The following is a 13194-nucleotide window of genomic DNA, read 5'->3' as shown; positions in this document are numbered from 1 at the left end:
ATTATCCGATGATAATTCCTTTTTTAGCGCAATAAGCTTCAATACCAATTTTATTTACAGTACGAAGAGCGCTTGTGCTTAAACGAACTTTAACAAATTTTCCAAGTCCTGGAGCATAAATGCTTTTGGATTGAAGATTAGGAAGAAGGCGAACCTTAGTTCTATTTTTAGCATGGGATACACGGTTTCCAACAAGACCGCTTTTACCAGAAAGTTCACATACACGTGACATAAAGAAACCTCCAAGAACTTTTATATTTCAGAAAAAATAAACAGCAGACATTTTGGTATAAATAGAACCCAAATCCAGCCGTAAGCTTAAAGCCTTTATCAGGATTTCTTCATAGATGCAAGGTTTTAACTTTGGATTAACAAGATTCTTTTAAGATATTGACATATTCATAATGCGAGCCATATTCGCAAGGAACGAATATAAATTCCTTTGGCCACAACTGTCGAGGGCATGAAGAGGGTATCATGGAAGACAAAAAAAATAATAAGTTATCTAAAATTAGTAAAGTGAAGGTTGAAGAACAAAGTGACTCTCTTGTTGAGGATTCTGCCCAACTTCCTGTTGTTGTGAATAAAAAAATACGTGTTTTAGCCAAAAAACCCAAAGAAATTGATGAAAAAAATGGGGATGACAAAGAAAACGTTCGTATCCTTAAAATTGTGCCTGTAAAAAACATTGTTCTTTTTCCACACAATGTTCTGCCTTTTACGGCAGGAAAAGAATGGACGAACGAATCTGTTGATAGAGCCATTCGAATTGGTGGTAAAATTGGAATTTTAGCTCAAAAAAGCTCTGAAGTAGAGTCTGCAACTCCAAATGATTTATTTGAAGTAGGTACAGAGGCTAAGGTTTTAAAAATAATGAAATTTCCAGACAATTCTTATGGAGCTGTCGTTCAGGGAGTAAGGCGATTTCGTGTTTTAAATTATGTGAATTCGGAGATCGATCATCTTTCTGCAGAAATTGAATATCTTGATTCTGCTAAACCTTCAGAAGAGGGTTCTGAAAGTATAGAGGTTATTGCTCTTGGGAAGGCAATGAAACAACTTGTTCAAAAGGCAATTAGTCTATCTCCAAATATTCCGAATGAAGCAAATCTGTTTATAGAAAATGTTCAGGAACCTGATTACTTAGCAAATTTAATCATTCCATATTTGAGTATAGATTTTAAAGGGAAACAAAACCTCCTTGAAACAGAAGATGTTGAAGAGAGATTAAAAGTTATCCATTCTCTTCTTGTAAGAGAAATAGAAGTTCTTGAAATTTCACAAAAAATAAATTCCGATGTGAAATCGGAAATGGGGAAACAACAACGTAAGTATTTCTTAAGAGAACAGTTGAAGCTTCTTCAAAAAGAACTTGGTGAATTGGATGGGCGCAGTTCTAGCTCTTCTTCTAGTGATCCTGTTGATTTAAATGAAAAAATTCAAAATAGTAAAATGAGTGAGGAAACCAAAGAGGTTGCCTTAAGAGAAGTGGAAAGAATGGGTATGATGCAACCTGGTTCGCCTGAATATATGGTAAGTCATACTTATATAACTTGGCTTTTAGACATTCCTTGGGGAACCTTTTCTGAGAGTGAAATCAACTTAAAAGAAGCTCAAAAAATCTTAGATAAAGATCACTACGGTCTTGCCAAAGTAAAAAAACGTATTTTGGAATTTCTTGCTGTTTGTGCGCTTAAAAACTCATTAAAGGGACCTATTTTGCTCTTTGTTGGCCCTCCAGGCGTTGGCAAAACAAGTTTAGGTAAATCCATTGCAAAAGCATTAGGTAGAAAATTTACTCGCATTGCTTTGGGTGGTGTACGTGATGAAGCGGAAATACGTGGGCATCGTAGAACTTATATTGGAAGTATGCCTGGAAAAATTGCCGATGCGTTTAAAAAAGCGGGTACAATGAATCCGGTTATTTTATTTGATGAAATTGATAAACTTGCTTCGGATGGCCGTGGTGATCCTTCAAGTGCCTTACTTGAGGTTTTAGATCCAGAACAAAATAATGTATTTATGGATCATTATTTAAATGTGCCCCTTGATTTAAGTAAAGTATTTTTTATTGCTACGGCAAATAACTTATCTTCCATTCCTGCTCCTTTAAGAGATCGTATGGAAATTGTAGATTTAAGTAGCTATACATTAGAAGAAAAAGAACACATTGCCTTTGATCATTTGTTACCTCAAGTTATTGATGATCATGGTATGACCGATCTTGTTAATTTAAAAATGTCTAAAGAAACAATGAGAAGCTTAATTCAGCTTTATACAAGAGAAGCGGGAGTCCGTCAGTTAAAAAGAGAGTTATCTGGAGTGATTCGTGGAATTGCCAGAGAATGTGTCGATGCGGGAATGACTCATAAGGCATCTGAAGATTCCCAAAACGAAAAAGCACAACCTCTTTTAAAAGAAATTAATGTTGAAACTTTACGCAAATTAATTGGTGTTTCTCCTTTTAGCGATAAAAAGAGACCCGAATCTTTGCCAATAGGGGTTGCAACAGGACTTGCTTGGACACCAAATGGGGGTGATGTTCTTTATATTGAAACGGCTTCCAGTGCTCCTGGAACAGGGAAGTTTGGTTTAACAGGACAGCTTGGCGATGTGATGAAAGAGTCCGTACAAACCGCTTTTGCTTATATCCGTTCCAATGCTCGTCAATGCGGTATTCAATCAAAAGATGTCATTAAAAAAGATCTACATGTTCACTTTCCTGAGGGTGCCGTTAAAAAAGACGGACCAAGTGCAGGGGTAGCTACGTTTCTTGGGATTGTCAGTCAATTTACAGGCAAGCCAATAGCCTCTGATCTTGCTATGACAGGAGAAATTTCCTTGAGAGGAGATGTTCTTCCTGTGGGTGGTATTAAAGAAAAATTATTAGCTGCACATAGATATGGAATTAAACAAGTTTTAATTCCTTCAGAAAATGAACATGATCTTGAAGAAATTCCTGAAGAAGTTCTAAAAGAAATGAAAGTAGTTCCTGTGTCTAATTTAGATGAAGTATTATCTATTGCATTTAAGAAAAATAAAAAAGTGCAATTAAAAAATGCAAATGTTAAAGTAACGCATACAAAAAAAGCAGGAAGATCATTAAATGTGAGGTCTTCTCATAAGTGAAAACGATTTATTTAGATCACAACGCAACAAGTCCTCCAAATAAAGAACATTTGTCGGAGTTGTTTAATAAGTTAACTGTTTGTCTTGGAAATCCTTCCAGTCCGCATGCCCAAGGTCGTGAAGCTTCTGTTGCTCTGACAGAAGCGAGAAGATTTGTTGCAAATGCCCTTGGGGTTGATATTGCCGAAATTATTTTTGTTTCGGGAGGATCGGAAGCCGATAATCTTGGGACAGTTGGCGTTCTTAAACAAAATGATGTTCCCTTAAAAAATCAGCATGTCATTACTTCTTCGTCTGAACATCCTGCTATACGAGAGCCTTTAGAAAATTTAAAAAATACTGAGGGTCTTAAACTTACACTTTTGCCATTAGAAAACGCAGGTTATGTTTCCTTAGAAGATTTTATTAAAAATTTAACTTCTGAAACAACATTAGTAACTTTAATGGCAGCTAATAATGAAATTGGAACAATACAGCCCGTAAAAAAAATAGGGGATTATCTTCACTATAAACGTTGGGGAATATTGGTAAATCCAAATGATAAAGAAGAATTTGATGAACTTTCTTTAAAATATTTAAATCCTGATATTTCAAAAGAAACTTTACAAAAAATACATTTTCATGTGGATGGCGTTCAAGCCTTTGGAAAATTAAATTCTAATGAATGGATATCACCAGGTACAGACTCCTGCGCTATTTCTGCCCATAAATTAGGAGCGCTTCAAGGTATTGGAGTTCTATTTTTAAGAAGAGGCCGTAAATTTAAACCTTTTATTTTAGGTGGTGCTCAAGAAAAAAACAGGCGAGCAGGAACAGAAAATTTACCAGGGATTGTGAGTTTAGGTTTAATTGCTCGTGATTTATATACACCTGAAGCAAATATAAAACGAAAAAATATGGATAACCTTCGTCGAAAATTGTTTGAAGGAATTCAAAAATTACCTCATATTGAAATGAATTCTCCTTTTGAAAATGTAATTCCAAATACAGTAAATTTTTCTGTTGTTGGAAAAGGTTTCAAAGGGGAAGATTTGTTGGTTGAATTAGATATGCAAGGAGTTTGTGCAAGCTCTGGCTCTGCTTGTAGCAGTGGCGCAAACTTACCTTCAAAAGTTATTTTAGCTTTGGGAAAAACTCCAGAATTAGCAAAAAATGCAATTCGACTTTCCTTATCTACAAATACAACAGAGGAAGAAATTGAAATGACTTTAAACTTACTAAAAAAATACTTAGCTAGGTAAGTGCCTCTTCTATTTCTCTTAATGCTTGTGAAAATAAATGAGTCTCAATACCGAGTCCTAAACGAAAACCATACCCTTTATTAATATTTGATAAGGGGTTATTTTTATATGTATTTAAATTTTGAAAATCTAAGGAACCAAACTCCATAGAGGAAAGTGGTAGAGTAAAAATACCTTTTTTTAAAAGAATTTCTGTTAATTTATTTGTTTCATCTATTGAATTTGCGTTTTTAAATCCAAGAGAGGTAACAAGACCACCCTCAGGAGAAACTCCATAAATGGTTTTGGATTGGGAAATAAATTCATTTAAAATATATTTATTTTCTAGCCACTCTTTTTTTATCATTTTAAATAAATTTGAATTTGTATTTTTTAAAACTTCATACGAAAGCCATTCTGTGATTGGATTCACCGTATGCGTGGTATAATTTTTCTCATTTTGAAGAGCATCAAGTGCTTTTTTGGGACCAACACACCAACCTATTCTTAATCCAGGTACTCCAAAACATTTGATAAAAGATCCTGTTACAAAAGTATTTTCATCTCTTTTATATATAGTATCTCCTAATATTTCATTTTGTGAGGATAAAAATCGATAATGTTCATCACCTATTATATTACATCCAATTTTATTCGCAGTATCTGACAAATTGTTTAAAAACTCTTTTTTTAAAATTATTCCAGAGGGATTATGTGGATTATTAATAAGTAAACAATCGGGCTTTTGAGTGTTGATAATATCTAACCATTCTTCTTCATCAATAAATGGTTTTCCTATTTCGTTATATCGAATAGGTAACGAAATAATTTCAGAATTTAATGATAAAGGTAATTCATATAATAATTGAAATGCCGGCATTGCTAATGCAATTTTTTTAGGATTTAAATGTCTAAATAATAAAAATAATGCTTCACTTGTACCTGTAGTTATAAGAACATTATCTATTTCTGCGCCAGGATGAAATTGGGCAATGATTTTTCTTAAATCTTCCCGACCACGGTTTGGACTATCGCATAGTTTCATTTCCATAAATTCATAAAAAGCATCATTGTACTGCAATTCTGAAAAATGAATGAGATCTTTGACCTTCCTGGGACGTCCGCCAGATTCTCCCAAATTATACTTTGCTTTAAATCTAAAGGATTCGAGCCAATCTTCCATAAAAAAAGTTCTTAAGGCTTTCATCTTTATTTCTCCTGAATCTTGACTAGGATGTAAACCTAGTCGCATTATCAAAGTGTGTTTTTTTATTATTTAGAACAAGGGTGCGTAATTGTGAAATTAAACGGTTTTATTGTTGATAGTCTAATTTCCCTTCTTAAAGTTCCTGCATATATCGTTTTTTTGTTATTTTGTACAGCTTGTGTGAGTACAAATTCCAAAATACAAGTTACATCATCTGCAATAGATGATCCTAAATATCAACCTGTATTAGATAAATGGCGTAAAAGTGCAAGTACTTATCGAGATTTAGATTTAATTATAAAAACATCAGCAGTATTAATTTCTCCTGAAATGGATGAATCTTATAGAAATAGATTCATTGATATTCATGGGAATCAAGCAAAATTTGATGATAAAATTATATTAACTAAAGATACGATTAGTATTGTTGTAGATCTCTTTACAAAATCGGAAGCTCACTTAGATCTGACCGATGAATCTCTTTGGAAAATTCATCTTATTATTAATGGAGTTATGATACGACCTCAGTCTGTAGATAGGTATCGCAAAAAAGAACTTTTAAGTCCTTTTTTTCCTTTGAGTTCTAGCTGGAGTCGATATTATGTTATTGTTTTTAAATTGCCAGTAGATATATTATCAGGAAATGAAGCAAAAGATTTATTTGATAAGAAAGAAGTGTCTTCAAGTTTGCCCAATCCGCAAGATAGAACTATTGTTCTTTCTATGAACTCAGGAGAAGCTCAAGTAAAATTTTCTTGGGAACCTTAATTCTTTATTTATTTGAAAGGTAAAATTTTGGAATTAATTCAAGAAAATGATACTAATTACGTTGAACTAGATGAAGAAAAAAAATTATGGTCAATTGCAGATTCTTTTCGATTATTAGTTTGTACAGCGCTTAGAAATTTACCACCCATTGATAGATCTTCTTTAAAAGGTGATTATTTATTTATGATTGATGGGAATCCCAGATTTATTGTTATGGTAGATGAAATTGGTTCGTGGTCTGTATGCCTTATAAAATCTTATATAGAAAAATCTTTTTTTGAATTTAAAGTAGATTCTGGTTGTCCATGGCCTGTTTCAGAAAGTCAAATTGTAAATGTAATTGAAGGTTCATCACGTTCTATGATCTTAACAGATTCCTCAACTTTATATAAATTGCTCATGGGCACTTTAAAAGCCCATATTGCTTTTGTTACAGGTAAGGTAACAATTACAGGTGATTTATCTGCATTTTTAAAAATGGTCTCGCTTTTAAAACGTAGTGGAGTAAAACCAAAAAATGATCAAAGATTCAAATCCTAATTCTAAAAAAAATCAAACTGTTTTAATTACGGGAGCGTCTAGTGGAATTGGCTTAGATTTTGCTCATCTATTTGCTAAGGATGGCTATAATTTAGTTTTAGTGGCAAGAAGCGGTGATAAATTAGAGCATTTAACTAATGAACTTATTCAAAAGTATAATATAAATTGTAAGCCTATTTCATGTGATCTTTCGCAACCAGGTGCTGCAAAAGAATTATTTAGAAAAACTCAGTCACTTGATATGCATATTGATTTTTTAATAAATAATGCTGGATTTGGAGCTATGGGATTTTTCCATGAAATTGACTTAAATACACAGACGAATATGATTCAAGTAAATATTACTTCTTTAACAGAACTAACTCATATTTATTTAAAACCAATGCTACAAAAGAAATTTGGAAAAATATTGAATGTGGCATCAACGGCTGCGTTTCAACCAGGCCCTTTAATGACAGTATATTACGCAACAAAAGCATTTGTATTATCATTTAGTGAAGCTTTAGATAATGAACTATCAGGTTCTGGGGTAAATGTGACTGTTCTTTGCCCAGGACCTACAATGACAGGTTTTCAATCCGCAGCAAAAATAGATGCCTCTTCTAAAATATTCAACTCCAAAATAGCAGCCGACTCCCAATCTGTGGCATTAGCTGGGTATAAAGCATTGATCGATTCTCAAAGACTCATTATTCCAGGTGTTGTAAATAAAATAGGGGCTTGTTCTGTTAAGTTTGTGCCAAGATATTTTGCAACAAGTATTACTCGTTGGTTGCAAGAAAAAAGAGTATAAAAAAATTATTTTCTAATTCTTTCTTTTTCTTCGAGGCTGAGCCCAAATCGAGTTCTAGGCAATTTAACATCATGAATGGGTGCTACAGGTATCATTTCCAATTCACTTTTTGTTCTATTTCCAAAATCATAAATTTCAGCCGCATTTTTTGACCTTGGGAAAGGTGCTTTTTCTTCATTTTCAAAATTTGACCTTGAAGATCTGCTATTTGCTTTATTTTGAGGTGTGGCCGCCAATCCTGAAGAAAACATTTCTTGTGTCTTTGCTCTTAACTGTAAGGTCATTTCAAATAAATCAACAACTCTTTCCGCTATCTTTTCAATGCCATCGTCCGTTAATAATAACCCGAATCGACCTTCTACCGCACTTTCTTCAATAATTTCACGAATTGCTTGAGAAGTTGCTATTCTAAAAATTTGACTCATATATTTTCCTTTGTTTTAATACAGTATTTAAGATATTGTACCCATTTTTATAAATAAATTTGGGATATGCCAATTTTTTAAGTGTGAAATTTCTACCTTAATATATTGATTTGGAGTTAATATGCCTGAACTTCCCGAAGTACAAAATTTTGCAAACGCTTTAAATAAAAATTATGCAGGACTTAAAATAAAAGAAATTAAATTCCATCGTGAAAATTTGCGTTACCCTTTTGAAAAAAAAGAATTGTCAGAAATATTTGCATTAGGAAATAAATTTGTTGGTTGTTATCGAGAAGGGAAACAACTTGTTTTAGAAACTTCTCAAGGTTCTGTAAACGTAAGCCTTGGTATGAGTGGCTCTTTTAAACCAATACATTCGTCCAAAGTAAAAGAAAAACATCAACATGTTTCTTTATTTTTTGAAAATGGAGAAGCATTCGCTTATGTTGATCCACGACGATTTGGTTTTTGGAAAGTAAAGAAAGCAAATGATCCTGTGACTTTAATTTGTGATCCTTTAATTCAAAAGGATTTAGAAGATTTATTTTTAACGGAACAAGTTTCATCTAAAAACTGTTCTGTTAAAGATCTTTTAATGGACCAAAAATTAATTGGTGGAATTGGAAATATATATGCACTTGAAGCATTATATTTAGCTAAAATATCACCTCTAAAATTATGCTCAAACGTTACAATAAAAGAATGGAAACAACTATCTAATGAAATCCCTAAAATTTTATTGAAAGCTATAGAACTAGGGGGATCAAGTGTAGCAACTTACTTATCTTTAAATGGAACAAAAGGAAGTTTTCAAGATTTACATCAAGTCTATGGCAGAACAGGTGAAAATTGCTTAAAAAAAGGTTGTAAAGGCGTTATTCAACGTATTGTTCAAAAAGGCAGAAGCTCATGGCTTTGTCCGTTTTGTCAAAAAGAATGAAAGGTTTATATGTCTATAAAACCAAATTTAAATGAAAAAAATAATGAGAAAGCTTCTTTTTTTATAAATAATGTAGAAGCACCCGAATCCATTTTAGATATTTTATTAACACAAATAACATTAAAATACCCTAGTTTATCAGAATTAATTATAACAATTTGTTATAATTTAAATGAATTTTGGAATCATAAATCTCAAAAATTAGTTTCTCAGTACCATATTTATATAGATAACCATAACCGAGAAAGTGTCATAGAATTATTTTCTGTATTTTCTGAAAATGATTCACATTATAAAGATAACTTTAAGAATTTTGCTCCTGTAGAATTTGAGAATGAAGACTTAAAAAAGATACCCATAACCGTTAATTTTGATATAAATTTATTTAAAAATGAAAAAATTAATTTATCAAAAAATCAAACAAACAAAGTTAGCATAAACCCTAAGGAAATTTGTATTTTTGAACCTGTTTATATACCTAAACCTTGGGGACAAGAAATTTGGTTTACGGGAGTTGAAAAAAGAGGCGTTTCAAAAATAAGTCCATTATTAAATACAAATGTTTCAATTCCTTTTCCGTGGCTAATTTCGGCTTTGCCAAAAAGACTTTTAGGAGAAAAATTTTCAGATAAAAATTTAACTTTAGTAAAAATTTTAGATCCTTTGCCGGTCCCCGTATTTGGAGATCTTTATTATGAACTTCATACAGAAAAAAATGAGGTCTATGTAGTTACTGAAATTTCTTCCTCTGAAGGAAAAATAAAATTTGGTTCTAATTTTGATAAATTAAAAGAGCTAAATTTTGACACAAAATTGTTTAAATCAGAATTACTGAAAATAATAAAACAGTATGAAGAAATTAGAAAAAAAATCGATGTTATTTTAGATGGCTTTAGAAAAGATTCAAATATTCCATTAAATGAGCCTATATCTGCAGATAAAATAAGAGAATGGCTATTGAGAGTCCCCAATCATTTAATTGAAGAAGAAAAGCAAAAACGAGAAATAATGGATTCTTATGCGGGTTATTTAAATTTAAATATTGGGGATGTCATACGAGTGCCAACATTAATTCCTCATGCCTTACAGCATGGAGTTAAAGTTATAGAGTTTCAAACACCTACTTATGAACGGTTCATATTAAGTTTTGCTCAAAAGGTTTTAACACAAAGTCATTGGGACACTGAAAAAGCTTTAGATATCATGACAATAACCCCGCCAACTCAAACTGAACTCGAAGTCATTACAAATAACGATTCCTATTGTGAAGAGAATGTTTGTTCCTTTAAAGAATTTTATTCTTCTAGACTTAAAATAAAAGCGGATAAAGTAATTCAATTTAGCGCAATTGATAATTATAGAATATTATTTAATGTTACAGGAAAATTATATATTAGTTCAAATAAAACAAATAAACTCGAAGTCAAACAAGGATCTTGTATTTTTATACCAGCAAAAACTGATTTTGAATTAAAAAGCGAAACATATACAACTATATTATTCTGTACCCCTCATTTTTTCTGACCCCTCATTTTAATAAATCTCTTAAGATGAAAAAACGTAATCCGATAAAATTTAAGATTTATATTTTATTATTCATTTAAGTTTTTTTAATAAGCTCCAATTTTGGGAGATTTTATGAAGCTTGCTCCTAAAATCATCATACTTCTTCTTATAGTTACCTTAGGTGTAATGTCTATTTATAGCTTTTACCAGGTAAGGCGTGCAGAAAAATCTTTTAATGCAGATGCCGAAGCAAATCATGTGCTGTTACTTTCAAATTCTTTAGGTTTTTTATCAAAATCACTCTGGGAACTAGATAAAGATATTGCAGCAAGGGGAATGAAACCTTTATTTGAAGCAGAAACAGTAATAAATATTCAAATTTATGATGCTGAAGGAAACTTTTTTTCTGGTTTTCAATATAATTTAAATAAAGACAATAAAAAAGAACTCGCTGAATATGAAGACAGACATAAAGAAAAAGATTTATCAGCAAAAGAATTAATTTTGAAAAAAACAAAATTTGATTTAGTACCATCTAAAATGGTATCACCAATGATAAATCTAACAGATGATAAACATCGTTTAATTGGATCATTATGGTGGAAAGAAACAGAAATTTCTGATCCTAAATTTCTTGGTTATGTTGTCTTAAATTTTTCAACTGAATATATTGCAAAACGTTTATTTGAACAAAAAGTGAGTTTTATTTTATTTACTCTTGGTCTTAGTTTAGCAATTTTGGCTTTAACCTACTCATTCCTAGAAAAGCAAGTTATAAATCCAATTAGAAAATTAATGCAAGCTAGTCTTGATATTGCCGATGGTCGATTTACCCGATTACAATCGAGATCAAGATTTCAAATAGGCTCTGGTGAAGATGAAATTGATAAATTGACAACAAACTTTAATTTCATGGTTGATAAAATTGAGCATAGTTTAAATATGATTCGAGGTCTATCAGAAGCTTCTCAGGCAATTGTAAAGTGCATGAATATTAGTGAGTCCATTCAAATTTATGAAAAATATTTAAAAGATTTAATTAGAGTATTAAAAGTAGAGGTATGGCTAAATGAAGATAATGAAGCTTCTGATGAAACAAAAGCGGTAGTTCGTGTTTCTGATCAAAAAAAGATCGAAAGTAAAAATGATATCTCTAATAAATTACAAAATGATAAACATTTTATAAATGAAGATAGTAAATTTAGTTTTTCAGATGACTATATAAACTTCAGTATTCTTGCTGTTCCTTTATTAAATTCAAAAAATAAGAAAATTGGAGTTGTAGAACTCTATTTTACAAAAGGCTCAGTAGATAATAGTGACGAGTCAAGAGGAATTATAAATAGTTTAACAACCTCATTAATAACTGCCATAGAAAATGATTGGTATGTTTTACGTGAGAAAAATAGAGCAAACTTAGAGCGAGATATCGAATTAGCGAGTGCTGTTCAGGATTCCATTATATCAAAATCATTTCCTGAATCTCGTTTTTATGATTCTTCGACTTTTTTTAAAACTGCTAGCCAATGTGGTGGTGATTGGTTTGGAGTTTATGAAGTTGAAGATGGAAAAATTTTAGTGCTTTTTGGTGATGTTACAGGTCATGGGACTCCTGCTGCCTTAATTACAGCTGTAACTCGTGGGTCAGCTGATATGCTTTTACAATTTATCAAATTAGGTAAAGCAGACATTTCTAAAGATTTTCCATCCCAAGTTTTACAATTTATAAATGAATGTATTGTTGATACTGGTAAGCAAACTTATTTAATGACAATGGTAGCTGCCCTAATAGATTTTAAAAATCAAAAAATATTTGCTTCTTCTGCTGGTCATACGCCTCCTGCATTAATCACTACTGTACAAGGTAAAAATGAAGTTAAATATATTTATCCAGCAACAGGTTCTCGTTTAGGATTTGCTAAAGGCGCTTTATACGAGACAAAAGAATTTGAATTTATACCTGGCCAAAAAATAATATTTTATACTGATGGGATTGTAGAAGGAGAGTCTCCTAAATCAAAAGAATATGGATTAAAAAACTTCAAAAAATCTATGGAAAGCCATGGGGCTCAAGAGCCTGAAGAATTTATTAAAAATATTACAAATGATGCATACACATTTTTTTCAGGTGTTCCTCAAAAAGATGATATTGCATTATTGGCAATAAGATTTTTAAATGAAAAAGAAAATAAAAACATCAATCCTAACATCAATAAATCAGATGCAGCATGATTTATTTGTAATTATAAAAATACTTATTTTAAGCATTATTTAATGGAATAAATCATGTTTACTTAATATCAAAAAAAATAATAAATGTCTTTTTTTAAGACAAAACACAAAATTCTTAATTTATAAAATTTATAATAACATATTCATTTATAATAAAATGTCTTTTGTTTCATAAATATCTTTATTTTATAATTTGATATATTTATTGTTTTATAAAATGTCTTTTTTTTAGACAATATCATTGAATATTGAGTCGTAATATTTGCTAAGTCATATTAATATCATGTTAATGAGCTTCTCTTATCAATAAAAAGCCTACCTAGCATTGTCTGCATTTTGCTTACCAACATTTGTCATTTTTTCCTACCATAGAAAAAGAAGCTCATTTTTTTATGCATTAACTTTATTTTACAAAATTGATTTTTTAATTAAAA

General features: G+C 31.2%; 11 protein-coding genes. 8 read left to right on the top strand and 3 right to left on the bottom strand.

Annotated features, from left to right (window positions below; genetic code table 11):
* Nucleotide 1: 1 nt before the first annotated feature.
* Nucleotides 2-232: a 50S ribosomal protein L28 gene (rpmB, locus tag GCL60_RS03465; RefSeq protein ID WP_153418473.1), complete on the bottom strand. Its 231-nt coding sequence runs from the start codon at nucleotides 230-232 to the stop codon at nucleotides 2-4.
* Nucleotides 233-477: 245 nt separating this feature from the next.
* Here rpmB and lon point away from each other — a divergent pair, with 245 nt between their 5' ends.
* Complete coding sequence (lon, locus tag GCL60_RS03460; protein ID WP_153418472.1) at nucleotides 478-3129, top strand: endopeptidase La; 2652 nt, start codon at nucleotides 478-480, stop codon at nucleotides 3127-3129.
* Complete coding sequence (locus GCL60_RS03455) at nucleotides 3126-4370, top strand: cysteine desulfurase family protein (RefSeq protein WP_153418471.1); 1245 nt, start codon at nucleotides 3126-3128, stop codon at nucleotides 4368-4370. The genes lon and GCL60_RS03455 overlap by 4 nt, the downstream gene beginning before the upstream one ends.
* Here the strand turns inward: GCL60_RS03455 and GCL60_RS03450 are convergent.
* Nucleotides 4363-5556: a pyridoxal phosphate-dependent aminotransferase gene (locus GCL60_RS03450; RefSeq protein WP_153418470.1), complete on the bottom strand. Its 1194-nt coding sequence runs from the start codon at nucleotides 5554-5556 to the stop codon at nucleotides 4363-4365. The genes GCL60_RS03455 and GCL60_RS03450 overlap by 8 nt on opposite strands.
* Before the next feature lie 90 nt (nucleotides 5557-5646).
* Here GCL60_RS03450 and GCL60_RS03445 point away from each other — a divergent pair, with 90 nt between their 5' ends.
* Genes GCL60_RS03445 through GCL60_RS03435 form a run of 3 tightly spaced genes read left to right on the top strand, consistent with a single transcriptional unit; the run spans nucleotide 5647 to nucleotide 7657 of the window.
* Entirely contained in the window at nucleotides 5647-6324 is a 678-nt protein-coding gene (locus GCL60_RS03445) for a hypothetical protein (protein WP_153418469.1), read from the top strand.
* Nucleotides 6325-6351: 27 nt separating this feature from the next.
* Complete coding sequence (locus GCL60_RS03440) at nucleotides 6352-6864, top strand: SCP2 sterol-binding domain-containing protein (protein ID WP_153418468.1); 513 nt, start codon at nucleotides 6352-6354, stop codon at nucleotides 6862-6864.
* Nucleotides 6842-7657 (top strand): SDR family NAD(P)-dependent oxidoreductase, encoded by an 816-nt coding sequence (locus tag GCL60_RS03435; RefSeq protein WP_153418467.1) that lies wholly within the window; start codon nucleotides 6842-6844, stop codon nucleotides 7655-7657. The genes GCL60_RS03440 and GCL60_RS03435 overlap by 23 nt, the downstream gene beginning before the upstream one ends.
* A 5-nt stretch (nucleotides 7658-7662) precedes the next feature.
* Here GCL60_RS03435 and GCL60_RS03430 read toward each other — a convergent pair whose 3' ends face one another.
* Nucleotides 7663-8082: a hypothetical protein gene (locus GCL60_RS03430; RefSeq protein ID WP_153418466.1), complete on the bottom strand. Its 420-nt coding sequence runs from the start codon at nucleotides 8080-8082 to the stop codon at nucleotides 7663-7665.
* 121 nt (nucleotides 8083-8203) lie between these two features.
* On the opposite strand from GCL60_RS03430, the gene mutM reads away from it, so the two are divergent.
* The 3 genes from mutM (at nucleotide 8204) to GCL60_RS03415 (ending at nucleotide 12760) form a co-directional block, all read left to right on the top strand.
* Nucleotides 8204-9022: a bifunctional DNA-formamidopyrimidine glycosylase/DNA-(apurinic or apyrimidinic site) lyase gene (mutM, locus tag GCL60_RS03425; protein WP_153418465.1), complete on the top strand. Its 819-nt coding sequence runs from the start codon at nucleotides 8204-8206 to the stop codon at nucleotides 9020-9022.
* A 9-nt stretch (nucleotides 9023-9031) separates the two neighbouring features.
* Nucleotides 9032-10546 (top strand): hypothetical protein, encoded by a 1515-nt coding sequence (locus tag GCL60_RS03420; RefSeq protein WP_153418464.1) that lies wholly within the window; start codon nucleotides 9032-9034, stop codon nucleotides 10544-10546.
* Between the two features lie 114 nt (nucleotides 10547-10660).
* A complete protein-coding gene (locus GCL60_RS03415) occupies nucleotides 10661-12760 on the top strand; it encodes a SpoIIE family protein phosphatase (protein ID WP_153418463.1) in 2100 nt (699 codons plus the stop codon).
* Nucleotides 12761-13194 lie beyond the last annotated feature (434 nt).

The sequence above is a fragment of the Silvanigrella paludirubra genome, from assembly GCF_009208775.1.
GTDB classification, from domain to species: Bacteria; Bdellovibrionota_B; Oligoflexia; order Silvanigrellales; family Silvanigrellaceae; genus Silvanigrella; species Silvanigrella paludirubra.
This window is presented reverse-complemented; position numbering and strand designations above follow the sequence as displayed.

What these genes read in the sequence shown, in the direction of transcription:
- rpmB (WP_153418473.1), bottom strand. Translation starts at nt 232, where the DNA reads ATGTCACGTGTATGTGAACTTTCTGGTAAAAGCGGTCTTGTTGGAAAC.
- lon (WP_153418472.1), top strand. Translation starts at nt 478, where the DNA reads ATGGAAGACAAAAAAAATAATAAGTTATCTAAAATTAGTAAAGTGAAG.
- GCL60_RS03450 (WP_153418470.1), bottom strand. Translation starts at nt 5,556, where the DNA reads ATGAAAGCCTTAAGAACTTTTTTTATGGAAGATTGGCTCGAATCCTTT.
- GCL60_RS03435 (WP_153418467.1), top strand. Translation starts at nt 6,842, where the DNA reads ATGATCAAAGATTCAAATCCTAATTCTAAAAAAAATCAAACTGTTTTA.
- GCL60_RS03430 (WP_153418466.1), bottom strand. Translation starts at nt 8,082, where the DNA reads ATGAGTCAAATTTTTAGAATAGCAACTTCTCAAGCAATTCGTGAAATT.
- mutM (WP_153418465.1), top strand. Translation starts at nt 8,204, where the DNA reads ATGCCTGAACTTCCCGAAGTACAAAATTTTGCAAACGCTTTAAATAAA.
- GCL60_RS03420 (WP_153418464.1), top strand. Translation starts at nt 9,032, where the DNA reads ATGTCTATAAAACCAAATTTAAATGAAAAAAATAATGAGAAAGCTTCT.
- GCL60_RS03415 (WP_153418463.1), top strand. Translation starts at nt 10,661, where the DNA reads ATGAAGCTTGCTCCTAAAATCATCATACTTCTTCTTATAGTTACCTTA.